21 protein-coding genes, 2 pseudogenes and 2 other annotated features are annotated in these 25,639 nt (G+C 53.5%); of the genes and pseudogenes, 22 read left to right on the top strand and 1 reads right to left on the bottom strand.

The genetic code is table 11. The features are described from left to right. Positions 1–15 precede the first annotated feature (15 nt). Entirely contained in the window at positions 16–1,779 is a 1,764-nt protein-coding gene (pyk, locus tag ACVX3G_RS06680; RefSeq protein ID WP_014196527.1) for a pyruvate kinase, read from the top strand. A 142-nt stretch (positions 1,780–1,921) separates the two neighbouring features. On the opposite strand, the gene ytvI is transcribed toward pyk, so the two are convergent. Then, the gene (gene ytvI / locus ACVX3G_RS06685; RefSeq protein ID WP_020278095.1) at positions 1,922–3,040 is read right to left on the bottom strand and encodes a sporulation integral membrane protein YtvI; all 1,119 of its coding nucleotides are present in this window, start codon (positions 3,038–3,040) and stop codon (positions 1,922–1,924) included. 93 nt (positions 3,041–3,133) lie between these two features. Here ytvI and ACVX3G_RS06690 point away from each other — a divergent pair, with 93 nt between their 5' ends. The 21 genes and pseudogenes from ACVX3G_RS06690 (at position 3,134) to rplT (ending at position 25,600) form a co-directional block, all read left to right on the top strand. Then, positions 3,134–3,589: a DUF441 domain-containing protein gene (locus ACVX3G_RS06690; RefSeq protein WP_011232211.1), complete on the top strand. Its 456-nt coding sequence runs from the start codon at positions 3,134–3,136 to the stop codon at positions 3,587–3,589. Positions 3,590–3,882: 293 nt separating this feature from the next. Further along, positions 3,883–5,001: a citrate synthase gene (citZ, locus tag ACVX3G_RS06695; protein WP_033012296.1), complete on the top strand. Its 1,119-nt coding sequence runs from the start codon at positions 3,883–3,885 to the stop codon at positions 4,999–5,001. 72 nt (positions 5,002–5,073) lie between these two features. Further along, a complete protein-coding gene (gene icd, locus ACVX3G_RS06700; protein ID WP_011232209.1) occupies positions 5,074–6,345 on the top strand; it encodes an NADP-dependent isocitrate dehydrogenase in 1,272 nt (423 codons plus the stop codon). Positions 6,346–6,371: 26 nt separating this feature from the next. Next, the gene (gene mdh / locus ACVX3G_RS06705) at positions 6,372–7,310 is read left to right on the top strand and encodes a malate dehydrogenase (RefSeq protein ID WP_014196524.1); all 939 of its coding nucleotides are present in this window, start codon (positions 6,372–6,374) and stop codon (positions 7,308–7,310) included. Positions 7,311–7,394: 84 nt separating this feature from the next. After that, positions 7,395–7,862 (top strand): MaoC/PaaZ C-terminal domain-containing protein, encoded by a 468-nt coding sequence (locus ACVX3G_RS06710; protein WP_011232207.1) that lies wholly within the window; start codon positions 7,395–7,397, stop codon positions 7,860–7,862. 208 nt (positions 7,863–8,070) lie between these two features. After that, positions 8,071–8,778 (top strand): response regulator transcription factor, encoded by a 708-nt coding sequence (locus tag ACVX3G_RS06715; protein ID WP_014196523.1) that lies wholly within the window; start codon positions 8,071–8,073, stop codon positions 8,776–8,778. Further along, a complete protein-coding gene (pnpS, locus tag ACVX3G_RS06720; RefSeq protein WP_014196522.1) occupies positions 8,771–10,519 on the top strand; it encodes a two-component system histidine kinase PnpS in 1,749 nt (582 codons plus the stop codon). The genes ACVX3G_RS06715 and pnpS overlap by 8 nt, the downstream gene beginning before the upstream one ends. A 153-nt stretch (positions 10,520–10,672) precedes the next feature. Next, the gene (gene polA / locus ACVX3G_RS06725; RefSeq protein WP_020278097.1) at positions 10,673–13,309 is read left to right on the top strand and encodes a DNA polymerase I; all 2,637 of its coding nucleotides are present in this window, start codon (positions 10,673–10,675) and stop codon (positions 13,307–13,309) included. A 465-nt stretch (positions 13,310–13,774) separates the two neighbouring features. Beyond that, a complete protein-coding gene (mutM, locus tag ACVX3G_RS06730) occupies positions 13,775–14,599 on the top strand; it encodes a DNA-formamidopyrimidine glycosylase (protein ID WP_025039134.1) in 825 nt (274 codons plus the stop codon). A 27-nt stretch (positions 14,600–14,626) separates the two neighbouring features. After that, positions 14,627–15,232 carry a dephospho-CoA kinase gene (gene coaE / locus ACVX3G_RS06735; RefSeq protein WP_014196518.1) on the top strand — a complete coding sequence of 202 codons (606 nt, stop codon included), beginning with the start codon at positions 14,627–14,629 and terminating at the stop codon, positions 15,230–15,232. Positions 15,233–15,348: 116 nt separating this feature from the next. Continuing rightward, positions 15,349–16,377, top strand: a complete 1,029-nt coding sequence (locus tag ACVX3G_RS06740; RefSeq protein ID WP_014196517.1) for a glyceraldehyde-3-phosphate dehydrogenase — start codon at positions 15,349–15,351, stop codon at positions 16,375–16,377. A gap of 314 nt (positions 16,378–16,691) precedes the next feature. Then, positions 16,692–17,066, top strand: a complete 375-nt coding sequence (gene speD, locus ACVX3G_RS06745) for an adenosylmethionine decarboxylase (RefSeq protein ID WP_011232199.1) — start codon at positions 16,692–16,694, stop codon at positions 17,064–17,066. A 123-nt stretch (positions 17,067–17,189) separates the two neighbouring features. Further along, positions 17,190–17,588, top strand: a complete 399-nt coding sequence (locus ACVX3G_RS06750; RefSeq protein ID WP_014196515.1) for an aminotransferase class IV — start codon at positions 17,190–17,192, stop codon at positions 17,586–17,588. 67 nt (positions 17,589–17,655) lie between these two features. After that, entirely contained in the window at positions 17,656–18,117 is a 462-nt protein-coding gene (gene nrdR / locus ACVX3G_RS06755; RefSeq protein WP_013144522.1) for a transcriptional regulator NrdR, read from the top strand. Between the two features lie 104 nt (positions 18,118–18,221). Then, positions 18,222–19,606: pseudogene (locus tag ACVX3G_RS06760) on the top strand (replication initiation and membrane attachment family protein). An 11-nt stretch (positions 19,607–19,617) separates the two neighbouring features. Beyond that, on the top strand, positions 19,618–20,559 hold the full coding sequence (gene dnaI / locus ACVX3G_RS06765; RefSeq protein WP_013144524.1) for a primosomal protein DnaI: 942 nt from the start codon (positions 19,618–19,620) through the stop codon (positions 20,557–20,559). A gap of 333 nt (positions 20,560–20,892) precedes the next feature. After that, positions 20,893–21,769: pseudogene (ytxC, locus tag ACVX3G_RS06770) on the top strand (putative sporulation protein YtxC). Between the two features lie 45 nt (positions 21,770–21,814). After that, positions 21,815–22,045, top strand: a binding site (T-box leader). Between the two features lie 59 nt (positions 22,046–22,104). Beyond that, entirely contained in the window at positions 22,105–24,063 is a 1,959-nt protein-coding gene (thrS, locus tag ACVX3G_RS06775; RefSeq protein ID WP_014196511.1) for a threonine--tRNA ligase, read from the top strand. Between the two features lie 226 nt (positions 24,064–24,289). Further along, positions 24,290–24,423: a sequence feature (ribosomal protein L20 leader region), on the top strand. A gap of 56 nt (positions 24,424–24,479) precedes the next feature. Continuing rightward, entirely contained in the window at positions 24,480–25,001 is a 522-nt protein-coding gene (gene infC / locus ACVX3G_RS06780; protein ID WP_074044349.1) for a translation initiation factor IF-3, read from the top strand. A 13-nt stretch (positions 25,002–25,014) separates the two neighbouring features. Further along, positions 25,015–25,215 (top strand): 50S ribosomal protein L35, encoded by a 201-nt coding sequence (gene rpmI, locus ACVX3G_RS06785; protein ID WP_011232191.1) that lies wholly within the window; start codon positions 25,015–25,017, stop codon positions 25,213–25,215. Positions 25,216–25,240: 25 nt separating this feature from the next. Then, complete coding sequence (rplT, locus tag ACVX3G_RS06790; RefSeq protein WP_011232190.1) at positions 25,241–25,600, top strand: 50S ribosomal protein L20; 360 nt, start codon at positions 25,241–25,243, stop codon at positions 25,598–25,600. Positions 25,601–25,639: the final 39 nt, after the last annotated feature.

Raw genomic sequence — 25,639 nt, forward strand, 5'->3', positions numbered from 1 at the left:
AAGGAAGAAGAAGTGATGAAGCGGAAAACGAAAATCGTCTGTACGATCGGGCCGGCAAGCGAGAGCGTAGACAAGCTCGTGCAATTGATCGAAGCGGGGATGAACGTGGCGCGCCTCAACTTTTCGCACGGAGATCATGAGGAACACGGGCGGCGCATCGCCAACATTCGCGAGGCGGCGAGGCGGACGGGCCAAACGGTCGCCATTTTGCTCGATACGAAAGGCCCGGAAATCCGCACGCACAATATGGAGAACGGCGCCGTCGAACTGAAGGAAGGGGCAAAGCTCATCATTTCGATGAGCGAAGTGCTCGGCACGCCGGAAAAAATTTCTGTCACCTATCCGGGGCTGATCGATGATGTGTCCGTTGGTTCGAAAATTTTGCTGGACGACGGGTTGATCGGCCTTGAAGTCAACGCGGTCGACAAGCAAGCTGGAGAAATTGTCACGACCGTCTTAAACAGCGGTGTGCTCAAAAACAAAAAAGGGGTCAATGTCCCCGGCGTGCGTGTCAATTTGCCGGGCATCACCGAGAAGGACCGAGCCGATATTTTATTTGGCATCCGCCAAGGCATCGACTTCATCGCCGCCTCGTTTGTGCGACGGGCGTCTGATGTGCTCGAAATCCGCGAGCTGCTCGAGGCGAATGACGCCTTACATATCCAAATTATCGCGAAAATTGAAAATGAAGAAGGCGTCGCCAACATCGATGAAATTTTGGAAGCCGCCGATGGCCTCATGGTGGCGCGCGGCGACCTTGGCGTTGAGATTCCGGCTGAGGAAGTGCCTCTCATTCAAAAAATGCTCATTAAAAAGTGCAACATGCTTGGCAAACCGGTCATCACGGCGACGCAAATGCTCGACTCGATGCAGCGCAATCCGCGGCCGACGCGGGCTGAGGCGAGCGATGTCGCCAACGCCATTTTTGACGGCACCGACGCCGTCATGCTTTCCGGAGAAACCGCAGCCGGCCAGTATCCGGTCGAAGCGGTAAGGACGATGCACCAAATCGCGCTCCGCACCGAGCAGGCGTTGGAGCATCGCGACATTTTGTCCCAGCGCACGAAAGAGAGCCGAACGACGATCACCGATGCCATCGGCCAATCGGTCGCCCACACAGCGCTCAATTTGGATGTCGCGGCGATCGTGACGCCGACGGTGAGCGGAAAAACGCCGCAGATGGTGGCGAAATACCGCCCGAAAGCCCCGATCATCGCGGTGACATCAAACGAAGCGGTCTCGCGGCGGCTGGCGCTCATTTGGGGCGTGTATACGAAAGAAGCACCGCATGTCAATACAACCGATGAAATGCTCGATGTGGCGGTCGACGCAGCAGTGCGCTCCGGCTTGGTGAAGCACGGCGACTTGGTCGTCATCACGGCCGGCGTGCCGGTCGGCGAAACGGGATCGACGAACTTAATGAAAGTGCACGTCATCAGCGACTTGCTTGCCAAAGGGCAAGGCATCGGCCGCAAGTCGGCATTCGGCAAGGCGGTCGTCGCCAAAACGGCAGAAGAGGCGTGCCGAAAAATGGTAGAGGGCGGCATTTTAGTCACCATCAGCACCGATGCCGATATGATGCCGGCGATCGAAAAAGCGGCGGCGATCATCACCGAGGAAGGCGGGTTGACGAGCCATGCGGCGGTCGTCGGCTTAAGCCTTGGCATTCCGGTCGTCGTCGGGGTGGAAAATGCCACAAGCTTGTTTAAAGATGGGCAAGAGATCACGGTCGATGGCGGCTTTGGCGCCGTCTACCGCGGCCATGCGAGCGTGTTGTAACGGACGTTGCAGCAAAACAGGGTGTCCCAAAAGCAGCGGGACACCCTTTCGCATCGTCCTATATACCCATTAAACATCTTTGTGAAACGAAAGATTGTATTCCTATTATAGAAAGCCGAGCTTTTGAGACAGCTCCCTTCGATTACGTGGCCGGCTTGCCGATAATAAAGCGCCAAAGATCACGAAAAACATTGGCGCTATGGAGCGTGCGGATGATGACAAGCGCGACGGGGCCGGCAATCAAGCCGAGAAAGCCGAGCAGTTTGAAGCCGACGAACAAGGCGATGAGCGTCGCGAGCGGATCGAGGCCGATCGTTGAAGAAAGCACTTTCGGCTCCATGATTTGCCGTTGGACGAGGACGACGACATACAGCACGCCCAATCCGATGGCAAACGGAATGTCGCCGCTAGCCATGGTGTAAATGATCCAAGGAACAAATACAATCCCCGTTCCCAAATATGGCAAAAGATCGACGAACCCGATGATCAATGCGATCGTAATGGCGTAATCGACGCGCAAAATAAGCAAGCCGATCAACACGATGACCGTCGTAATCGAAATGAGCGTCGCCTGCGCTTTGATAAAGCCAAACAGCGCCCGCTTTAAATCAAGAAACACCGTTTTTCCGCTTGTGCGGGCTTTCGTCGGCAGCCATTGCTGCGCCATGCGCATCAGACGGTGCCAGTCTTTGCTGATGAAAAACGTCGCCAACAGCGAAAAAATAAACACGGTCGCGGCATTCGGCAGCCAGGCGAGAAGCTGCGGAATGTTTTGCAGGATGCTCTGGACAAATTCACCAACCGTCGTCCCAATTTTTTTTCCGACGGCTTGAATGTTTTGCATAATCGTATCCTGTTGGGTGGCGCTTAAACTTTTAAACATCCCGGCCAAATCTTTGTAAATCGGGATGATTTGGTCGGCGACGAACGTCTCCATGTACGTGATCAATGCTTGAAATTTTTCCGGCACGACGCGGGCTAAATATTGCGTTCCCGAAACGATTTCGGCAACAAGAAGCGTGACCAAGCCGGCGACCGCGGCAAACAACATGATGAGCGTGACGCTGACCGCGAGCCAGCGCGGCATTTTCGCTTTCCGCTCCAAAGCATCGACGAGCGGGTTGATGATCATCGCGATGAAAAAGGCGATGATGAACGGATACGTCACCGTCGCGATGTAGTACATAGCGATGGCGCCGAGCGCGACAGCGGCGATGACAAGAAAAAAGCGCAAAAAGCGATCAACATAAACTCGGGACAATGTTTCACCTCCAACGACGTTCCATATTGATATATTACACGTTTTCTTACGGGGAAGCAAAAAGACAAGTTTCATAGGAAAGGACGGACGACCGTGAACGAACCGGTGTTGTTTTTATTGTTGTTGCTTGCGCTCGGCTTTCTTGCGAAAAACAAGTCGCTTATTGTCGCCATCGTTGTGCTGTTGGCCATCAAACTTGTCGGCTTGGATCAAAAAGTGCTGCCGATCATTCAGTCCAAAGGGATCAACTGGGGAGTGACGGTCATTACGATCGCCGTGCTCGCTCCCATCGCTTCTGGGGAGATCGGCTTTCGGCAGCTTGTCGGCTCTCTGCAGTCGTTGTCGGCCTGGGTGGCGCTCGCATCTGGCATTTTTGTCGCCTTGATCGCCAAAAATGGAGTAACGCTCCTTGCCAATGACCCGCATATGACCGCCGCGCTTGCATTCGGCACCATCCTCGCGGTTTCGCTGTTTCATGGGGTGGCGGTTGGTCCATTGATCGGCGCTGGCATTGCCTATACGGTCATCAAAATGGTAGAATATTTTTGATCATCAGGCGGTGTGTGGGATCCTCCGTTTTGAGATGAATCGATTTCCATTTTATTCCTGATCATCATTTCTTTTGACGTGTGACAGCTGACAAAAGTCTGATAATTGTTTATAATAATAAACGTGAGTGAGTTTTCGGCCAAGCATTGTGCAGCTGTTGCGACGGGGCGGTTGTCGTCGGCGTCATGTAAGCACTTTCGCGCGCGCGTTTGTTTTTGCCTCCATTTCGAGCAAGCGCTCATCGGCCATCGGTCGTTATGGCCGGAACTTATGAAGAGAAGGGGAGATTGAACATGACAGTAACCCGTGGGTTAGAGGGAGTTGTGGCCACAACTTCAAGCATCAGTTCGATCATCGATGACACGTTGACGTATGTCGGTTATGACATTGACGATTTAGCCGAAAACGCTTCCTTCGAAGAAGTCGTTTATTTGCTTTGGCATCGCGAACTGCCGACGAAAGAGCAGCTTGAGGAATTAAAGAAACAGTTGGCGGAAAACGCTGAAATTCCAAATGAAATCATTGAACACTTCAAGCTGTATCCGATTGACAAGGTGCATCCGATGGCGGCTTTGCGCACCGCGGTATCGCTTCTCGGCTTGTATGACGAAGAGGCGGATGTGATGACGAAAGAGGCGAATTATCGGAAAGCCATTCGCCTGCAGGCGAAAATCCCGACGATTGTCACCGCCTTCGCCCGCGTGCGCAAAGGGTTGGAACCGGTTGCGCCGCGCAAAGATTTGAGCTTTGCTGCCAATTTCTTGTACATGCTGACCGGCAAAGAACCAGACGACATCGCCACGGAAGCGTTCAACAAGGCGCTCGTGCTGCATGCCGACCACGAGTTGAACGCGTCGACGTTCACGGCGCGCGTCTGCGTAGCCACGCTGTCCGATATTTATTCCGGCATCACGGCGGCGATCGGAGCCTTGAAAGGGCCGCTTCACGGCGGGGCGAACGAAGCGGTGATGAAAATGTTGACGGAAATCGGCACGGTCGACAACGTCGAGCCATACATCCGCAGAAAGCTCGCCAACAAAGAAAAAATTATGGGCTTTGGCCATCGCGTTTACCGAAAAGGCGACCCGCGCGCCAAACATTTGAAAAAAATGTCGGAAAAACTGACGAAGCTCGTCGGCGAGCCGCATTGGTATGAAATGTCGACAAAGATTGAAGAAATCGTCACATTGGAAAAAGCGCTGCCGCCGAACGTTGACTTTTATTCCGCCTCGGTTTACCATTGTTTAGGAATCGATCATGATTTGTTTACGCCGATTTTTGCCGTCAGCCGCACCTCGGGATGGTTGGCTCACATCTTGGAACAATACGACAACAACCGTCTCATCCGTCCGCGCGCTGAGTACACCGGCCCAGGCAAGCGGGCGTACGTGCCGATCGACGAGCGCGGCTAAAACAAGTGGACAAGGCGGTGAAGGCGCGCCTTCACGCCTTTTTATAAAAAAACTGCATTGGGGGTTTTGCTCGTGACGCAAGGAGAAAAAATTACAGTCCAAAATGGTGTGCTCAACGTTCCGAACAACCCGATCATTCCGTTCATCGAGGGGGATGGAACCGGCCCGGACATTTGGGCGGCCGCTTCGCGCGTGCTCGAAGCAGCGGTGGAAAAAGCGTACAAAGGTGAGAAAAAAATCGTCTGGAAGGAAGTGCTCGCTGGTGAAAAAGCGTACAAGCTGACGGGCAGCTGGCTTCCGGATGAAACGCTTGAGACGATCCGCGAATACATAATCGCCATTAAAGGGCCGTTGACGACGCCGGTCGGCGGCGGCATCCGCTCGCTGAACGTAGCGCTCCGCCAAGAGCTCGACCTGTTTGTCTGCTTGCGCCCGGTTCGCTACTTCCCAGGCGTTCCGTCGCCGGTGAAACGCCCGGAAGACACCGATATGGTCATTTTCCGGGAAAACACGGAAGACATCTACGCTGGCATTGAATATGCCAAAGGCACGCCGGAAGTGAAAAAAGTCATCGACTTTTTGCAAAACGAAATGGGCGTGCGCAAAATCCGCTTCCCGGAAACGTCCGGCATCGGCATTAAACCGATTTCCGAACAAGGGACGAAACGGCTTGTGCGCGCGGCGATCAACTACGCGATCGAACACGGCCGCAAGTCGGTGACGCTCGTTCATAAAGGAAACATTATGAAATTCACCGAAGGCGCGTTTAAAAACTGGGGTTATGAATTGGCGGAGGAAGAATTCGCCGACAAAGTGTTCACGTGGGCGCAATACGACCGAATCGTTGAAACGGAAGGCAAGGAAGCGGCGAACAAAGCGCTTGCTGATGCGGAAGCGTCCGGCAAAATCATTATCAAAGATGTCATCGCCGACATCTTCCTGCAACAAATTTTGACGCGTCCGCGCGAATTTGACGTCATCGCGACGATGAACTTAAACGGCGACTACATTTCCGACGCGCTGGCCGCTCAAGTCGGCGGCATCGGCATCGCGCCGGGGGCCAACATCAACTACGAAACCGGCCACGCGATTTTCGAAGCGACGCACGGCACGGCGCCGAAATACGCAGGGCTTGACAAAGTCAACCCGTCGTCCGTCATTCTCTCGGGCGTCATGATGTTTGAGCATCTTGGTTGGAACGAAGCAGCGAAATTGATCATCAAAGCGATGGAGAAAACCATCGCCGCGAAAATCGTCACGTATGACTTCGCCCGCCTGATGGAAGGGGCGACGGAAGTGAAATGCTCCGAATTTGCTGATGCGCTCATCCGCAATATGGACTAACCTTTGAAGGAAAGGGATGGCAAACGATGGCGATGAAACGGAAAAAAATCTCGGTGATCGGCGCCGGATTCACGGGGGCGACGACGGCGTTCCTTTTGGCGCAAAAAGAGCTCGGCGACGTCGTGTTGGTCGATATTCCGCAGCTTGAGAACCCAACGAAAGGGAAGGCGCTCGATATGCTCGAGGCAAGCCCGGTGCTCGGCTTTGACGCGAATATCATCGGCACATCGGATTACGCTGACACAGCCGATTCCGACATCGTCGTCATCACAGCAGGCATCGCCCGCAAGCCGGGCATGAGCCGCGACGATTTGGTGACGACGAACCAAAAAATTATGAAGCAAGTGACGAAGGAAGTCGTCAAGTACTCGCCGAACTGCTACATCATCGTCTTGACGAACCCGGTCGATGCGATGACGTATACGGTCTTTAAGGAATCCGGATTCCCGAAAAACCGCGTCATCGGCCAGTCGGGAGTCTTGGATACGGCGCGCTTCCGCACGTTCGTCGCCGAGGAGCTGAACATTTCGGTAAAAGATGTCACTGGGTTTGTTTTAGGCGGCCATGGCGATGACATGGTGCCGCTCGTCCGCTACTCGTACGCCGGCGGCATTCCGCTCGAAAAACTCATTCCGAAAGATCGTTTGGACGCCATCGTTGAGCGGACGCGCAAAGGCGGCGGTGAAATCGTCAACCTGCTCGGCAACGGCAGCGCCTACTACGCACCGGCCGCCTCGCTTGTCGAAATGGTCGAAGCGATTTTGAAAGACCAGCGCCGCATTTTGCCGGCGATCGCCTACCTTGAAGGCGAATACGGCTATGAAGGCATTTATTTGGGCGTGCTGACGATCCTCGGCGGCAACGGCATCGAGAAAGTGATCGAGCTCGAGCTGACCGAAGAGGAAAAAGCGGCGCTCGCCAAATCCGTCGAATCCGTTAAAAATGTCATGCGCATGCTGGAATAGCGGCGAGGCAAAAATTCGGGCATTGCCCCGGATTTTTGCCCACAGTCAATGAAAGCGCTTTCTAGACAACGAAGGGGTGGGAACATGTTGAAAAAACGAAAGCTCGGGAGACGGATCGGGGAAATTCAAGCGGGGGAAAAGCTCGTGTTCCAAGCCGCCATCGAAGACAAAGACTTGCTTCTTTATCTTGGGCTGACGGATGATGCCAATCCGCTCTATATCCAGCATGATTATGCTTCACAGACGCCGTTTGGAAAACCGGTCGTGCCGCCGGTCATGTTGACGGGGATGATCACTTCCGCGGTCTCCAAATATTTGCCGGGCCCGGGCAGCTACATTACGCGGCAGGATCTTCGCTTTCTCCGCCCAGTTTATCATTATGAAACGCTCGAATTTTTGCTCGAAGTCGCCGATGTCGATGAGGCGGGCCATTGCGTGACGTTGTCCGTCATGGCGACGCGCGGTGCGGAGACGGTGCTTGACGGAACGCTGTCTGTCTGCCCGCCGCATACGTTGCCGCGCCTAGACGGGCGGGTGCTCGAGAACTTTTGACCTCATGTTGAAAGCAGTCCCCCACTTCGAAACAAAGGGGGAGTTTCATGCCGCTTTCCGCCAAAGGAAGCCAGCCAAACGCGAGGGGCAGTTTTCCGAGGGCAACCTGTCCGCAGGAAAACGCCCTTTTTTCTTTTTTTTGTCCGAATCAAGGCGTCAATTGTGGTATCATAAAGGCAGAAACCATTGGACGGGATGGAGGAGCGGCATGGGACGAAAAATTTTAGTTGTCGATGACGAACAGCCGATTGTGACTCTGTTGTCGTACAATTTGGAGAAAGCCGGATTTCACGTCGTGACCGCTCACGATGGCGAAGAGGCGCTCGTGAAAGTAGCGTCCGAGCAGCCGGCGCTCATTATTTTGGACTTGATGCTGCCGAAGCTTGACGGCGTTGATGTGTGCAAGCGGCTTCGCCAGCAGCAAATCATGACGCCGATTTTAATGTTGACGGCTCGCGATGATGAATTTGACAAAGTGCTTGGTCTTGAGCTTGGCGCCGACGACTATATGACAAAGCCGTTCAGCCCGCGCGAAGTCATTGCCCGCGTCAAGGCGATTTTGCGCCGCACGGAGATCGTTCAGCCGGCGGCTGAATCGAGCGAGCGGCTTGTTGTTGGCGATCTGGAAATTTTTCCGGAACGCTATGAAGCAACGATCGACGGCAAGCCGCTTGAGCTGACGCCGAAAGAGTTTGAGTTGCTCCTTTATTTGGCTCGCCATAAAGGGCGGGTGTTGACGCGCGACCAGCTGCTCAGCGCCGTGTGGAACTACGAGTTTGCCGGCGATACACGCATTGTCGACGTCCATATCAGCCACTTGCGCGAGAAGATCGAAACCGATACGAAAAAACCGATGTACATTAAAACGGTGCGCGGCCTTGGCTACAAGTTGGAGGAACCGAAGCGGCATGAATAGCTTCCGCACCCGCCTTTTGTTTTGGCTCGTGACGCTCATCGCCACGGTGTTGATCGCCCTCGGGCTTTTGCTCGGGCAATTGCTGAAAGATTTTTACGCCGAGACGATGAACAAACGGATGGAAAAAGAGGCCCAAGCGCTTGCGATTTTGCTTGAAAATGAACCGCTCGAGCAAATCCGCGCCGATTTGCAGGAAATGGGGAATGAGCTGTCGTCCCGCATCACCGTGCTCGATAAAGAAGAACGGGTGCGGTTTGACAGCGGTCGCGTCGCAGCGATCAGCGACAAAGACCATGAGCGCATCGTCCGCGCGATTTTGCGCAAAAAGCAGTTTCCCCGCTTTTCCGTGATTGAAAAAACAAACGACGTCTATTACTACATCGTCCCGTACGAGCGCGGTGAACGGAGCGGGTACGTCGTTTTAAGCACACCGACGAGCTCACTCCAAAAAGTAAACGAGCAAATTTGGGGCGTGCTCACGAGCAGCCTCGGGATGGCGCTCGTTGTCATCATCGCCCTCGTCTGGAAAATCGCCAATCAATATATGAAGCCGATTGAAGAAGCGACGAAAGTGGCGTTTGAGCTGGAAAAAGGCAATTACGCCGCCCGTGTGCCCGATGGTGAATATAACGAGGCCGGGATGCTTGTGCGCTCGATCAACCGGCTGGCCCGCCATTTGCAGGAGATGAGCAGGGCGCGGGAAATTCAGACCGATCGGCTTCACACGCTCATTGAAAACGTCGGCAGCGGTCTGTTGTTTATTGACCACCGCGGACATATTTCTCTCATCAATCGGGCGTTCCAGACTCAGTTTCATCTCGATCCGTCGGATTGTTTGTACCGTCCGTACGCCGATGTGCTGCCGCACCGCGACATCGTCCGGTTTATCGATGATATTTTCATCACCGAGACGACGATGCGCCGGCATATGCGGCTGACGATTGGCATCGAGCGGAAACATTTCGATGTATACGGGGCTCCCATCATTGGCACGAACGCCGAATGGAAAGGGATTGTCGTCGTGTTTCACGACATTACGGAGCTGAAGCGTCTTGAGCAAATCCGCAAAGACTTTGTCGCCAACGTTTCGCACGAATTGAAAACGCCGGTGACGTCCATCAAAGGATTCGCCGAAACGCTATTGGATGGCGCTATGAAGGATGAAGCGGCGCTCGAACATTTTTTGACCATCATCTTAAAAGAAAGCGAACGGCTGCAAACGCTCGTTGAGGAACTGTTGGACTTGTCGAAAATCGAGCAGCACGGATTTCAGCTGCAACTCGAAGACGTGGATATCGCTCAAGTCATCGCCGAAGCGGCTGCTGTGTTTCGCCAAAAAGCGGCGGAAAAACAAATTGATTTGCATATCGAATCGCCATCCGGGCTTGTCATCCGTGGTGACAGAAATCGGATGAAGCAAATTTTGCTGAACTTGCTCGCCAACGCCATCACGTATACGCCGGAGCACGGACGGGTCGCTGTCGAGGCGGAAGAGACGAAGAAAGAAGTGCTGATCCATGTGAAAGACACCGGAATCGGCATTGAGGAAAAAGAAATCCCGCGCATTTTTGAGCGTTTTTACCGCGTCGACAAGGCGCGCAGCCGCGATTCCGGCGGAACGGGGTTGGGCCTGGCGATTGTGAAACATTTGGTTGAGGCTCACCATGGATATATTACCGTAGCGAGCAAAGTGGGGCGCGGCACCGTGTTCACGATCCATTTTCCAAAGCCGGGGCGGTAGCCGGCTTCTTTTTATCATCTCCAACTGAGAAGCCTGCCATTTTTCAGCGTGAGCGTAAGCACGGGATGAATCGGCGCCTCCCATCATGGTGGGAGAGCGTTCAAGGCAAGCCGCAGGCATGGTACAATAGGACAAGGAAGCATCCGAGGAGGGATGAGATTGAAAAAAAAGCTTGTTTTAATCGACGGCAGCAGCGTGGCGTACCGCGCCTTTTTCGCCTTGCCGCTTTTGCATAACGACAAAGGCATCCATACGAACGCCGTCTACGGGTTTACGATGATGTTGAATAAAATTTTGGCGGAAGAAGAGCCAACTCATATGCTTGTCGCGTTTGACGCCGGGAAAACGACGTTCCGGCATGAAGCGTTTCAAGAGTATAAAGGTGGGCGCCAGCAGACGCCACCGGAGCTGTCGGAGCAGTTTCCGCTGTTGCGCGAGCTGCTGAGGGCGTATCGCATCCCCGCCTATGAACTCGAGAACTACGAAGCGGACGATATTATCGGAACGCTTGCCGCCCGCGCTGAGCAGGAAGGGTTTGAGGTGAAAGTCATTTCCGGCGACCGCGATCTGACCCAGCTCGCCTCCCCCCATGTGACGGTGGACATTACGAAAAAAGGGATTACCGATATCGAACCGTACACGCCGGAGACGGTCCGCGAAAAATACGGCTTAACTCCGGAACAAATCGTTGATTTGAAAGGATTGATGGGCGACAAATCGGACAACATTCCCGGAGTGCCGGGCATCGGGGAAAAGACGGCGGTCAAGCTGCTCAAGCAATTCGGCACGGTCGAAAACGTGCTTGCCTCCATTGACGAGATCAAAGGCGAAAAGTTGAAAGAAACGCTGCGCCAACACCGGGAGATGGCGCTGTTAAGCAAAAAGCTCGCCGCCATTCGCCGCGACGCCCCGGTCGAGCTCTCGCTTGATGACATCGTCTATCAAGGGGAAGACCGGGAGAAAGTGGTCGCTTTATTTAAAGAGCTTGGGTTTCAATCGTTTTTAGAGAAAATGGAATCGCCGTCATCAGAAGAGGAAAAACCGCTTGCCAAGATGGCATTTACGCTTGCTGACCGCGTGACGGAGGAGATGCTTGCCGACAAGGCGGCGCTTGTCGTTGAAGTGGTCGAGGAAAATTATCATGATGCGCCGATCGTCGGCATCGCTGTGGTCAACGAACATGGACGGTTTTTCCTGCGCCCGGAGACGGCGCTTGCCGATCCGCAGTTTGTCGCCTGGCTTGGTGATGAAACGAAGAAAAAAAGCATGTTTGACTCAAAGCGCGCGGCAGTCGCCTTGAAATGGAAAGGAATTGAGCTATGCGGCGTTTCCTTTGATTTATTGCTGGCCGCCTATTTGCTTGATCCGGCGCAAGGTGTTGATGATGTGGCTGCCGCAGCAAAAATGAAGCAATACGAAGCGGTGCGCCCGGATGAAGCGGTGTATGGCAAAGGGGCGAAGCGGGCCGTGCCGGATGAGCCAGTGCTCGCCGAGCATCTCGTCCGCAAGGCGGCGGCGATTTGGGCGCTCGAACGGCCGTTTTTGGATGAGCTGCGCCGCAACGAACAAGATCGGTTGCTCGTCGAGCTCGAGCAGCCGTTGTCTTCGATTTTGGCGGAAATGGAATTTGCCGGAGTGAAAGTGGATACGAAGCGGCTCGAACAGATGGGCGAAGAGCTCGCCGAGCAGCTGCGCACGGTCGAGCAGCGCATTTATGAGCTCGCCGGCCAAGAATTCAACATCAATTCACCGAAACAGCTCGGCGTCATTTTATTTGAAAAACTGCAGCTGCCCGTCTTGAAAAAAACGAAAACCGGCTACTCCACTTCGGCGGATGTGCTTGAAAAACTTGCGCCTTATCACGAGATCGTGGAAAACATTTTGCATTACCGCCAGCTTGGCAAGTTGCAGTCGACGTATATTGAAGGATTGCTGAAAGTCGTGCGACCCGATACAAAGAAGGTGCATACGATTTTCAATCAGGCGTTGACGCAAACCGGACGGCTCAGCTCGACGGAGCCGAACTTGCAAAACATTCCGATTCGGCTTGAGGAAGGACGGAAAATCCGCCAAGCGTTCGTGCCGTCGGAGTCTGATTGGCTCATTTTCGCTGCCGACTACTCGCAAATTGAGTTGCGCGTCCTCGCCCATATTGCGGAAGATGACAATTTAATGGAAGCGTTCCGCCGCGATTTGGATATCCATACGAAAACAGCGATGGACATTTTCCAAGTGAGCGAGGACGAAGTGACGCCCAACATGCGCCGTCAGGCGAAGGCGGTCAACTTTGGGATCGTTTACGGGATCAGTGATTACGGCTTGGCGCAAAACTTAAATATTTCACGCAAAGAGGCCGCTGAATTCATCGAGCGCTACTTCGAAAGCTTCCCTGGCGTGAAGCGGTATATGGAAAACATTGTGCAAGAAGCAAAACAGAAAGGGTATGTGACGACGCTGCTGCATCGGCGCCGCTATTTGCCGGATATCACGAGCCGCAACTTCAACGTCCGCAGCTTTGCTGAACGGATGGCGATGAACACGCCGATTCAAGGGAGCGCCGCTGACATTATTAAAAAGGCGATGATCGATCTGAACGCCAGACTGAAGGAAGAGCGGCTGCAAGCGCGCCTTTTGCTACAGGTGCATGACGAGCTCATTTTGGAGGCGCCGAAAGAAGAGATGGAGCGGCTGTGCCGGCTCGTTCCGGAAGTGATGGAGCAAGCGGTCACACTTCGCGTGCCGCTCAAAGTCGATTACCATTATGGCTCGACGTGGTATGACGCGAAATAAAAAGGAGTCTTGGTGTGGATCGCCGGCACCCCTAAAAGGCCGGTGATTTAAGGGGAAATACTGCTCTCCAACAGTGTTTCTCAAATTGAAAAACCTTGCAACACCATCACTTCATTCCTTGTGATTTCTCATAAATCAAGCGAATCCATTGTTTTTCATCAGCCTTCTAAGAAGGCCTGTGATGGAATGAAAAAGCAGTTTCACAACGACTCTTCTCCAGTTGAGAAGCCTTGGGACATCGAGTCGTCCTTCTCAACCAACATGACCGATTTTGCGAAAATCAGCGTTTCTCACCGGCCTTCTAGGCAGAATCTTTCGGTGCGACGATTCTCGGCTGCAACTCGATGAATTGGAGCGAAACAGCTGCCGCCCCATGGAGAATCTTTCTCTCGGCGGATGAACCGGCGTCAATGCGAAAGCGTCGGCGGGAACGATGCAGGAAAACGGAGGAAAGGGGGGATCGCCATGCCGGAATTGCCGGAGGTGGAAACGATCCGTCGTACGCTTTTGCCGCTTATTGTCGGAAAAACGATTGAGGATGTGCGCATCTTTTGGCCGAACATCATCCGCCATCCGCGAGACCCCGAGGAGTTTGCGGCAAGAATGATCGGACAGACGGTGCGTGGTTTGGAACGGAGAGGGAAGTTTTTGAAATTCCTGCTCGACCGCGATGCACTCATTTCCCATTTGCGCATGGAAGGGCGCTACGCCGTTGCTTCTGCCCTCGAGCCGCTCGAACCGCATACGCACGTCGTGTTTTGCTTCACGGACGGCAGCGAACTCCGTTACCGCGACGTGCGCAAGTTCGGAACGATGCACGTTTATGCCAAAGAAGAAGCTGACCGTCGGCCGCCGCTTGCTGAGCTTGGGCCGGAGCCGCTTTCCCCGGCGTTTTCCCCAGCTGTATTGGCGGAGCGGGCGGTGAAAACGAAACGGTCGGTCAAAGCGTTGCTCCTTGATCAGACGGTCGTGGCTGGGTTTGGCAATATTTATGTCGACGAATCGCTGTTTCGCGCCGGCATTCTTCCCGGCCGGCCGGCCGCCTCTCTCTCCAGCAAAGAGATCGAGCGCCTGCATGAGGAAATGGTGGCGACGATCGGCGAGGCGGTCATGAAAGGGGGAAGCACGGTGCGCACGTACGTGAACACGCAAGGGGAAGCGGGTGCGTTTCAGCATAGCTTGTTCGTCTACGGACGCAAAGGAGAGCCATGCAAACGATGCGGCACGCCGATTGAAAAAACGGTCGTCGCCGGCCGCGGCACGCATTATTGCCCGCGCTGCCAGCGCTAGGCGGCGTGTAAAAAGGAGAGAGGTTCCATGACGTTGACGATCGGATTGACCGGCGGGATCGCCAGCGGCAAAAGCACGGTGAGCGCGATGATGCGCGAGCTCGGCCTTCCGGTCATTGATGCTGACGAAGCGGCGCGCGCCGTCGTCCGACCGGGGGAAGACGCCTACCGTCAGATTGTCGCCGCCTTCGGTCCGGGCATTTTGCAGACAAATGGAGAGATCGATCGGGCGAAACTCGGGGCGATCGTGTTCAACGACGAAGAAGAACGGAAAAAGCTAAACGCCATCGTTCACCCGGCGGTGCGTCAGAAAATGCTCGCGGAGAAAGAAGCGCTCGTCCGTTCCGGGGCGAAAACGGTCGTATTGGACATTCCGCTTTTATTTGAAAGCGGATTGACATCCTGGGTCGATAAAGTACTTGTCGTGTATGTTGACGATGACATCCAGCTTCGCCGGCTGATGGAGCGGAACGGGTTCACTGAGGAAGAAGCGCGCGCCCGCATTCGCGCTCAATGGCCGCTGGCGGAAAAAATGAAGCGGGCCGACGCGGTCATCAACAATAACGGAACGAGGGAAGAGACACGCCGTCAGCTGTTGGCTATTTTGAAACAATGGGACGCCTTGGAAAAATAGGCGTCTTTTTTGTTCGCTTTCAGTCATTTTGTTCTCCACATTTCCTAAAAATATGATATACTATTTATACAAATATAAGAAAATAGTATAACATATATGAGAGGAGAACAAAGTGAATGAAGGCGAAAGTGGCGATTAACGGTTTCGGACGAATCGGACGGATGGTGTTCCGGCGCGCCATCAATTCCTCTGACCTCGACATTGTGGCGGTGAACGCCAGCTATCCGCCGGAAACGTTAGCCCATTTAGTGAAATATGACTCAAACCACGGCAAATTTGACGGTGAGGTCATCGCCTTGGAAGACGGCCTGCTCGTCAACGGCAAAAAAGTGAGGCTGTTAAACTCGCGCGACCCGAAACAGCTGCCGTGGAAAGAGCTTGATATCGATATTGTGATTGAAGCGACCGGAAAATTCAACGACCGCGAAAAGGCGAGCCTTCACCTTGAGGCAGGGGCGAAGCGCGTCATTTTAACCGCCCCGGGCAAAAATGAAGATGTGACGATCGTTGTTGGCGTCAACGAGCATATGCTTGACATCGACCGCCATTTCATCATTTCGAACGCCTCGTGTACGACAAACTGTTTGGCTCCGGTCGTCAAAGTGCTCGATGAAGCGTTTGGGATTGAAAACGGCCTGATGACGACGGTTCACGCGTATACGAACGACCAAAAAAACATCGATAACCCGCATAAAGATTTGCGCCGCGCCCGCTCATGCGCGCAGTCGATCATCCCGACGACAACGGGAGCGGCGAAAGCGCTTGGCCTAGTGCTGCCGCATTTAAAAGGGAAGCTTCATGGCATGGCGCTCCGCGTCCCGACGCCGAACGTCTCGCTCGTCGACTTGGTCGTCGACTTGAAGCGCGATGTGACGGTTGATGAGGTGAACGAGGCGCTGATCCGCGCTGCCGACGGCCCATTGAAAGGCATCTTGGATTTCACGATGGAGCCGCTTGTCTCGATCGATTTCAATACGAATCCGCATTCTGCGATTATCGACGGCCTGTCGACGATGGTGATGGAAGGGCGAAAAGTGAAAGTGCTCGCTTGGTATGACAATGAATGGGGCTATTCGTGCCGCGTCGTTGATTTAGCCCATCTTGTCGCGGCCAAAATGAATGAGCGTCTCAGCGTCAATGCGTAACAGCGGTTCGATGTGAAGCGCGCCGCCTGCGCTATGGCTTTTGCGATCCGCACAAACGGATCGGGCCACGGTGCGGGCGTGGGCGCTTTTTCTCTTTTTTATGCAAAAAAATTAAAAAAGCCTGTTGCAAAAACCCCCTAAACAAAGTATACTATGTCTCGTGAACTTCTTAACGGCAAGGGTAATGTGACTACTTAAAGGGTTAGGACCTCTTAGGACTAACTTTCCCCCGTGGTAGTTATACATGCCATTTTGCAACTCACCTTCTGTTTTTTTATTAGTTTGAGAAAATTGGTTAAAGGGGGATTCTTTTCATGGACACGATGGGTCGTCACGTTATCTCGGAACTTTGGGGATGCGACTTTGACAAACTGAATGATATTGATTTTATTGAAAAAACGTTCGTTGACGCCGCGTTAAAGTCGGGAGCGGAGATTCGCGAAGTGGCGTTCCATAAATTCGCTCCGCAAGGCGTAAGCGGGGTCGTCATTATTTCGGAATCGCATTTGACGATTCACACGTTTCCCGAACACGGCTATGCGAGCATTGATGTGTATACATGCGGCCATTTAGACCCGACGATTGCCGCCGATTACATTGCCGAAATGCTGGGCGCGCAAACGCGGGAAACGATTGAACTTCCGCGCGGCATGCGCCCGATCGAAGTGAAAAAGGCGCAGGCGCTGTAATTGGATAATGATAAACCGAAAGGAGCGTAAGCGAAACGCTCCTTTTTTTGCGCCCTCGGCGGTACAACAGCGGCGAAAATCATGGTATGATGGAAGAAAAAGAATGACTAGGGAGACGTGGCAATGAGCATGTGGAAAACACTCAAATACGCCTTCACAAACCATTGTGAAACGCGGGAAAATCATGAAGATGAAGAGCTAAGAAGCCATTATTACAAAGCGACGAACCGCGCCGTCATCGATGCGGTCAAGGAGCTGCTCTCGTCGCTGCCCGGCGCCGAGCTCGTTTCTGTTTCCGAAGAGCGCGGCGAAATTTGTGCGCAAACAAAGCGCGGCAAAAAGTTGTTCATCGTCGCTACCGTCATTTCCGTGCGGCCGTTTGAAACGGCGGTCGACTTTTCCGCGACGACGGAGACGAAGCTATTGCCGTTTGATTTTGGGCATAGCCGGGCGGTCATTCTCGATTTGTATCGGAAGCTCGACGCCCGCCTGCCCTATATCGGTTCCGGACTGAACAGCTAACTATATCTTGTCTGCTTTCGTCCATTCCGGTATGATAGAAAATAAGAAGATCAACGGAGTGGATGTTATGCGATGTCCTTCATGCCATCATCAAGGCACGCGCGTGCTTGACTCGCGCCCGGTTGAAGAGGGTCGTTCGATCCGCCGCCGGCGGGAGTGCGAACAGTGCCATTATCGGTTTACGACGTTTGAGCGGATCGAGGAGCCGCCGCTGATTGTTGTGAAAAAAGAGGGAACGCGCGAAGAATTCAGCCGGGAGAAAATTTTGCGCGGCTTGATCAAAGCGTGCGAGAAGCGGCCGGTGGCGCTCGAGGAGCTTGAAAAAGTGACGCAGGAAATTGAGCGCGAACTGCGCAATCAAGGCGTCTCGGAAGTGAAAAGCGAAACGATCGGCGAAATGGTGATGGAGCGCCTGTCACACATCGATGAGGTCGCCTATGTCCGCTTCGCTTCCGTCTATCGGCAGTTTAAAGATATTAATGTGTTCATTGAAGAACTGAAAGAGCTGATCAAAAAAGGGCAACGGTAAAAAGGGCTTTGGCGTTAGGCGGCAAGCCCTTTTTTCAACGTCTTTTCGGCAGGAAAGGGGAGAGCCGGTTTGAAACGAATACGGCGGAATGGAAGGTCGGAGCGATGCAGCACCATTGGAAAGAGCTGATTGCTGTCGACCGTTATACCGTGCAAAGCCGTGGGGTGTTGCAAGAGGTGGACCGTAAAGTGCTGACGCTGCTTTACCAGCCGCTCATCGGCTGCCGGGCGTTGGCGCTTTATATGACGCTTTGGGGGAGCTTGAGCTGCTTGACGGCCAGGAAGCGACCCATCATCGGCTTATGGCGCTCATGCAGTGCGGACTGCCGGACATTTACAGCGAACGGTTGAAACTCGAAGGAATCGGGCTGCTCGACACATACGTCCACGCTCCAGAGGCGGATGAACCGAAGCTGTTTCTTTATGAGCTGCGTCCGCCGCTGGCGCCAGACCAGTTTTTCCGCGACGAGATGTTGAGCGTTTTTTTGCACCGGCAAGTCGGCCGCCACTTGTTTATCCAGCTGAGCAACTTTTTTGCCCGTCCTTCCATTGATGAAACGAAATTCACCCAGGTGACGCGGTCGTTTTCCGACGTGTTTTCGGCCGTGCCCGCTGAACAAATCGTCGCCGGCCTCAGCGAAGAAGCCGGGCCCGAGCTGCTTGAAGGGAAGGATCACATCAGGCGGGATGAGGCGTCGTATGTGCTCGATGATGATGTATTCGACTTTGAGCTGTTTTTTGCCGGCCTGTCCAAGCAGCTTGTGCCGCGCCGGGCTGTGACAGCGAAAGTGAAGGAAGCGATTAAAAAGCTGGCGTTTTTATACGGCATTCCGCCGCTTGAGATGCAAAAACTGGTCCTTGGCGTCATCGATCCGGCCTATCATATCGATATTGACGCGTTGCGCCGGGCGGCGCGCGAATGGTATGAGCTCGAACATGGCGGTGTCGAGCCGCGCCTCGTCGAACGAGTGCAGCCGCTCGCCTACCGGACGATGGAAAACATCGAACCGCGCACAAAAGAGGAGCAACTAATGAAACAGCTGGAAACAATTTCCCCGCGCCAGCTGCTGAAAGAGATTTCAGGCGGCGCTGAGCCGTCGCTTGCTGATTTGCAGTTGATCGAAGACATTATGTTCCAGCAGCAGCTGCTCCCCGGAGTTGTCAACGTGCTCATTTATTATGTCATGCTCCGGACGAATATGAAGCTGTCGAAAAAATACGTAGAAAAAATCGCCAGCCATTGGGCGCGCAAAAAGGTGAAAACCGTGAAGGAAGCAATGGAACTGGCGAAAGAAGAGGCGAAAACATACCAAAACTGGGCGAACGAAAAGGAAAAAGGGACGCGGACGGTGCGCAAAGTCGTGCGCACGGAAATCGTCCCGGACTGGCTGAACATGGATTACAGCCAGCCGGATGATGATGATTTTGACGTCGAACAGGCGCGCAAAGAGCTTGAGGAACGGCTGAAAAAATACCGTGATGAATCATAGAGGGAAAAGCCATGGAACGAGTAAACCACCTGTTGCAGCGGTTGCTTGGCAATCAACGGTTTAAACAACGCTACGAACAAATGAAACGCTACATTTTGGAGCATCCGGACGTGCAGCCGTTTTTGCGGGCGCACGAACGGCAATTGTCGGCCGATGCGGTTGACCGCAGCTTGATGAAGCTGTATGAGTTCATCGAGCAGCACGGGAATTGCCGCCAATGTCCGGGCCTTGAGCGATGCAACAACATGCTGCCGGGGTACCATCCAAATTTGGTGGTCAACGGTGGAAGGATCGACGTTGAGTACGACCGCTGCCCCAAAAAAGTGCAGCATGACGAGCGAAAACGGCAAGAGTCGCTCATTCAAAGCATGTTCATGCCGCGCGAAATCTTGCGTGCTTCGCTCTCTGACGTCGATCTCAATGACGATGGGCGGATCAAAGCGATCCGATTTGCCGAGCGGTTTGTGGCGGAATACGAGCCAGGGAAAAAAATGAAAGGCTTGTATTTGCACGGATCGTTTGGGGTGGGCAAAACGTATTTGCTCGCCGCGATCGCCAACGAGCTGGCGAAGCGAAACGTTTCGTCGCTGATCGTCTACGTGCCCGAGCTGTTTCGTGAGATGAAACATTCGCTTCAAGACCAGACGATGAACGAAAAGCTTGATTATATCAAAAAAGTGCCGGTGCTGATGCTCGATGACCTTGGGGCGGAGGCGATGTCAAGCTGGGTGCGCGATGATGTATTTGGCCCGATCTTGCAATACCGGATGTTTGAAAACTTGCCGACGTTTTTCACGTCGAACTTTGATATGCAGCAGCTCGCCCATCATTTGACGTATTCGCAGCGCGGCGAAGAAGAGAAGGTGAAGGCGGCGCGCATTATGGAGCGAATCCGCTATTTGGCCTATCCGATTGAAATCACTGGACCGAACCGCCGTGAGCAAAATATATAAAGGCGATTTGAAACGTTGCCGTTTGCACAGGCATGTTGATTAACCCATAAAAACTAGTTGAGCAGGTTCTGTTTCTAGCTTTTCTGCCGTAGTCGGCAAGCGGTTCGTTTGCCGACTGGGGCTGACCCAAAAGGGTAATTTCCCTTAAACAAAACACAACATATTTGTTTTATGCCTGTATACGGTAATAAGAAAGGGTGTCCCGATCCTTTTGGGGCACCCTCTCCTCGAACAATGAACGCCGCTAAGCTTTGTGGTTTTTTAGTCTAAACAGCCCGTTGTCCCCATATATATAAACCAAGCATTCCTTTCGGGCTAAAGGGGGGACAGCGGGTGATCGAAATCCATTTTGACGAGGCAAGCGAAGCGGAAAAAATTGGTTGGGCTGCTAGATCACCGGCAACCGGATGACGGTCCGCTGTTTCATGCCGCTTATGACGGGAACAAAACCGTGGCGGTTTACATACAGGGCGAGGAGAAGCGTGTGCTTGAGGAGCATATCATCCCAGCGATGACGGCGTTTATGCAGGAGGTGATGGAAGACCGGCTGCTGCTATCCATCATTGCCAATGTTTTTTATTTCCGCGACGTCGAAGAACAGCAGCAAATTTTGGCCCTCGCTCATTCGTTTTTGGACGGCGAGCGGAGCGATTACCGGAAAAGCGCGGCGTTTGCCGCCTCGCGCACCGTGATGTTGCGCGACGCTTTTGCCTCCTTTTTGCGCGACGGCTTGTCATTTTCGTTTTCTTCGTTCGTTACGTTCCGGTTAAAGCCGTATATGGAGCGCCTCCAACATTATGTCGAGCTGGCGATTGATGAATACAAGCTGGAGCAGGAGTATCAAAATTTTGTGCAAATGCTGCGCGACTGCCTGGCTGGCCGGACGCCGCAATGGCCGCGCCTGTATTTGGTGCACGATCCGCCGCACTTCGTATTTTACGACAGCGAGCGGCGGGAGCTGTCGGCGGCGGAAGTGAGACAGTTGATCGACCGCCATCTCGTCTTCAGCCAGCCGATGTATATTGATGCATCGGTGCTCGCTCCGCTTGTCTCGCTCGCTCCGGCGGAAATTGAGCTGTACACCGATCATCCGGATGACGGCATGGTGCAGACACTGCAAAACGTGTTTCAAGAACGGCTGATCGTCTGCCGCCGCGCCGATTTTTCCCGCTTGTTTGCCGCCAACGCTGGAAATGGGGGAGAAGCTTGATTTTTCCTGCTGTTTTCGCTATAATGTCGTCATGAATATGGATGAATACAAGCGATGACGAGGACATGGGTGCATTTTTACGGTTTCCAGAGAGGGAAGGCAGCGGCTGGAACCTTCCTAACACGAAAAATGCGCTTACCCCCTCAGAGCTGCGGCAGCGAACGCAACGCCCAGTAGTTGCCGCCGGTGGACGACCGTTATTCTTGTTGAGCCATGGCATGGCGAGGCGTTGCCATGGGAAGAAGGGTGGAACCACGATGAAAACTCGTCCCTTTAGGAGGGAGGAGTTTTTTTATTTTTCCATTTTCATCATCATGACAAAGGAGTGATTGCCAATGCCAGACGTCATTCGCATCACGTTCCCAGATGGGGCGGAAAAGGAGTTTCCGAAGGGGACGACGACGGAAGACATCGCTGCCTCGATCAGCCCGGGGCTGAAGAAAAAAGCGATCGCCGGCAAACTGAACGGCCGGTTCGTTGATTTGCGCACGCCGCTTCACGAAGATGGCGAGCTTGTCATCATTACCCAAGACATGCCGGAGGCGCTTGACATTTTGCGCCATAGCACCGCCCACTTAATGGCGCAGGCGATCAAGCGGCTGTATGGCAACGTCAAGCTCGGCGTCGGTCCGGTCATTGAAAACGGCTTTTACTATGATATCGACATGGAGCATAAGCTGACGCCAGACGACCTCCCGAAAATCGAAGCGGAAATGCGCAAGATTGTCAAAGAAAATTTGGACATCGTCCGCAAAGAAGTGAGCCGCGAAGAAGCCATCCGGCTGTATGAAGAAATCGGCGATGAGTTGAAGCTCGAGTTGATCGCCGATATTCCGGAAGGCGAGCCGATTTCGATTTATGAGCAAGGCGAGTTTTTCGACCTTTGCCGCGGCGTGCACGTGCCGTCGACTGGAAAAATCAAAGAGTTCAAGCTGCTCAGCATCTCGGGGGCCTACTGGCGCGGCGACAGCAACAACAAAATGCTGCAGCGCATCTACGGCACGGCCTTTTTCAAAAAGGAAGACTTGGATCGTTATTTGCGCCTGCTTGAAGAAGCGAAAGAGCGCGATCACCGCAAATTAGGCAAAGAGCTTGAGCTGTTTACGACATCGCAACAAGTCGGACAAGGCTTGCCGCTATGGCTGCCGAAAGGAGCGACGATCCGCCGCATTATCGAACGGTACATCGTCGACAAAGAAGTGGCGCTCGGATACGATCATGTCTACACACCGGTGCTCGGCAGCGTCGAGCTGTACAAGACATCGGGCCATTGGGACCATTACAAAGAAAACATGTTCCCGCCGATGGAGATGGACAACGAAGAACTTGTGCTTCGTCCGATGAACTGCCCGCACCATATGATGATTTACAAAAGCAAGCTGCACAGCTACCGCGAGCTGCCGATCCGCATCGCCGAGCTCGGCACGATGCACCGCTATGAAATGTCTGGAGCGCTTACCGGCCTGCAGCGCGTCCGCGGCATGACGCTCAACGACGCCCACATTTTCGTGCGCCCGGACCAAATCAAAGACGAGTTCAAGCGCGTCGTCAACTTGATTTTGGAAGTCTATAAGGATTTCGGCATTGAGGAATACTCGTTCCGCTTGTCTTACCGCGATCCGCATGACAAAGAAAAATATTACGATGACGATGAAATGTGGGAAAAAGCCCAACGCATGCTGCGGGAAGCCATGGACGAGCTCGGCCTCGACTACTACGAAGCGGAAGGGGAAGCGGCGTTTTACGGGCCGAAGCTCGATGTGCAAGTGCGCACGGCGCTTGGCAAAGACGAGACGCTCTCGACGGTGCAGCTTGACTTCCTGTTGCCCGAGCGCTTTGATTTGACGTACATTGGCGAGGATGGGAAGCCGCATCGTCCGGTCGTCATCCATCGCGGCGTCGTCTCGACGATGGAGCGGTTTGTCGCGTTCCTCATCGAGGAGTATAAAGGTGCGTTTCCGACATGGCTCGCCCCGGTTCAAGTCAAAGTGATCCCCGTGTCGCCGGAGGCGCACCTCGATTACGCGTATGACGTGCAGCGGACGTTGAAAGAACGCGGCTTCCGCGTCGAAGTCGACGAGCGCGACGAAAAAATCGGCTATAAAATCCGCGAAGCGCAAATGCAAAAAATCCCGTACATGCTCGTTGTCGGCGATAAAGAAGTGTCTGAGCGAGCGGTCAACGTCCGCCGCTATGGCGAAAAAGAAAGCCAGACGATGGGGCTTGACGAGTTTATGGCCTTGCTCGCTGACGATGTGCGGGAAAAACGGACAAGATTAGGGAAAGCGCAATAAACCGTTGACAGGCGACATAAACGTTCAAGCGCCACAAGGAAGCAACGGTGGCGATGGCCCATGTCATGGGCGGTTTTTCAAAGAAATGGCGGCGTGAACAAGATTTTCTCTTGCCAATTGAATGTTGATCCGCTATAATAAAAGGCGTTGTGTTTATCAAGATCCGCTCCTTGACATGCCATCGCCAAGGTGGTATAGTGTATAAAGTGGAATGATGGCTTGTTTGTAACAAAAGCAGAAGCACCCCGCTTCTCACCTGACCGACGCCAAGACGGCTGTTGGCAGGTTGTTACGGTTCGTCAATGCGAGTGTAAGGACGTACTGCGCGGGTGCTTTGTGCATCTGCGCTTTTTTTTGGCTGGAAGTGGGGCTCTGCTGGCAAACAAGCCAGTCGGAAAAAACCTTGGAGGTGGCTCATTATTAGCAAAGATTTTATTATCAACGAACAAATTCGTGCCCGTGAAGTGCGCTTGATCGACCAAAACGGCGAACAGCTTGGCATCAAGTCGAAGCAGGAGGCGCTTGAGATTGCGGCAAGACGCAACTTGGATCTTGTGCTTGTCGCGCCGAACGCCAAACCGCCCGTTTGCCGCATCATGGACTACGGCAAATTTCGCTTCGAGCAGCAGAAGAAAGAGAAAGAAGCGCGCAAAAAACAAAAAGTGATCAACGTCAAAGAGGTGCGCCTCAGCCCGACGATCGAGGAGCATGACTTCAACACGAAGCTGCGCAATGCGCGCAAGTTTTTGGAAAAAGGCGATAAAGTGAAGGCGACGATCCGCTTTAAAGGTCGGGCGATCACCCATAAAGAAATTGGGCAGCGCGTCCTTGACCGCTTCTCGGAAGCGTGCGCCGACATTGCCGTTGTCGAAACGGCGCCGAAAATGGACGGGCGCAACATGTTTTTAGTGCTCGCACCGAAAAACGACAACAAGTAAGGAGGAACCTGCGATGCCAAAAATGAAAACTCACCGCGGCTCGGCGAAACGGTTCAAAAAAACGGCCAGCGGCAAATTAAAACGCGGCCACGCGTACACGAGCCACTTGTTTGCCAATAAAACGAAAAAACAAAAGCGTCATCTCCGCAAAGCGACGCTTGTCTCGCCTGGCGATTTCAAACGCATCCGCCAAATGCTTGACAACTTGAAATAACGACCGACTATAGGAGGGAACGATTATGCCACGCGTAAAAGGTGGACCAGTGACGCGCAGACGTCGCAAAAAAGTGTTAAAACTCGCAAAAGGCTATTTCGGCGCGAAACACGCATTATATAGAGTCGCGAACCAACAAGTGATGAAATCGCTCATGTATGCGTATCGCGACCGCCGTCAACGGAAGCGCGACTTCCGCAAACTGTGGATTGTCCGCATCAACGCAGCGGCTCGCCAAAATGGCTTGTCCTACAGCCGTTTGATGCACGGCTTGAAGCTGGCCGGCGTGGAAGTGAACCGGAAAATGCTCGCCGACTTGGCGGTGAACGACCAAGCCGCGTTCGCCCAACTCGCCGACTTGGCGAAAGCGAATTTGAATAAATAACAACGATGGCCATCCTTGATCAGGGTGGCCATTTTCTTA

The organism is Geobacillus sp. PLS 41 (assembly GCF_056494105.1).

Bases quoted from the DNA above. Each gene is read 5' to 3' on its own strand.
- pyk (WP_014196527.1), top strand. From the start codon at position 16: ATGAAGCGGAAAACGAAAATCGTCTGTACGATCGGGCCGGCAAGCGAG.
- citZ (WP_033012296.1), top strand. From the start codon at position 3,883: ATGACAGTAACCCGTGGGTTAGAGGGAGTTGTGGCCACAACTTCAAGC.
- mdh (WP_014196524.1), top strand. From the start codon at position 6,372: ATGGCGATGAAACGGAAAAAAATCTCGGTGATCGGCGCCGGATTCACG.
- ACVX3G_RS06710 (WP_011232207.1), top strand. From the start codon at position 7,395: ATGTTGAAAAAACGAAAGCTCGGGAGACGGATCGGGGAAATTCAAGCG.
- ACVX3G_RS06715 (WP_014196523.1), top strand. From the start codon at position 8,071: ATGGGACGAAAAATTTTAGTTGTCGATGACGAACAGCCGATTGTGACT.
- pnpS (WP_014196522.1), top strand. From the start codon at position 8,771: ATGAATAGCTTCCGCACCCGCCTTTTGTTTTGGCTCGTGACGCTCATC.
- polA (WP_020278097.1), top strand. From the start codon at position 10,673: ATGAGATTGAAAAAAAAGCTTGTTTTAATCGACGGCAGCAGCGTGGCG.
- mutM (WP_025039134.1), top strand. From the start codon at position 13,775: ATGCCGGAATTGCCGGAGGTGGAAACGATCCGTCGTACGCTTTTGCCG.
- coaE (WP_014196518.1), top strand. From the start codon at position 14,627: ATGACGTTGACGATCGGATTGACCGGCGGGATCGCCAGCGGCAAAAGC.
- ACVX3G_RS06740 (WP_014196517.1), top strand. From the start codon at position 15,349: ATGAAGGCGAAAGTGGCGATTAACGGTTTCGGACGAATCGGACGGATG.
- speD (WP_011232199.1), top strand. From the start codon at position 16,692: ATGGACACGATGGGTCGTCACGTTATCTCGGAACTTTGGGGATGCGAC.
- ACVX3G_RS06750 (WP_014196515.1), top strand. From the start codon at position 17,190: ATGAGCATGTGGAAAACACTCAAATACGCCTTCACAAACCATTGTGAA.
- nrdR (WP_013144522.1), top strand. From the start codon at position 17,656: ATGCGATGTCCTTCATGCCATCATCAAGGCACGCGCGTGCTTGACTCG.
- dnaI (WP_013144524.1), top strand. From the start codon at position 19,618: ATGGAACGAGTAAACCACCTGTTGCAGCGGTTGCTTGGCAATCAACGG.
- thrS (WP_014196511.1), top strand. From the start codon at position 22,105: ATGCCAGACGTCATTCGCATCACGTTCCCAGATGGGGCGGAAAAGGAG.
- rpmI (WP_011232191.1), top strand. From the start codon at position 25,015: ATGCCAAAAATGAAAACTCACCGCGGCTCGGCGAAACGGTTCAAAAAA.
- rplT (WP_011232190.1), top strand. From the start codon at position 25,241: ATGCCACGCGTAAAAGGTGGACCAGTGACGCGCAGACGTCGCAAAAAA.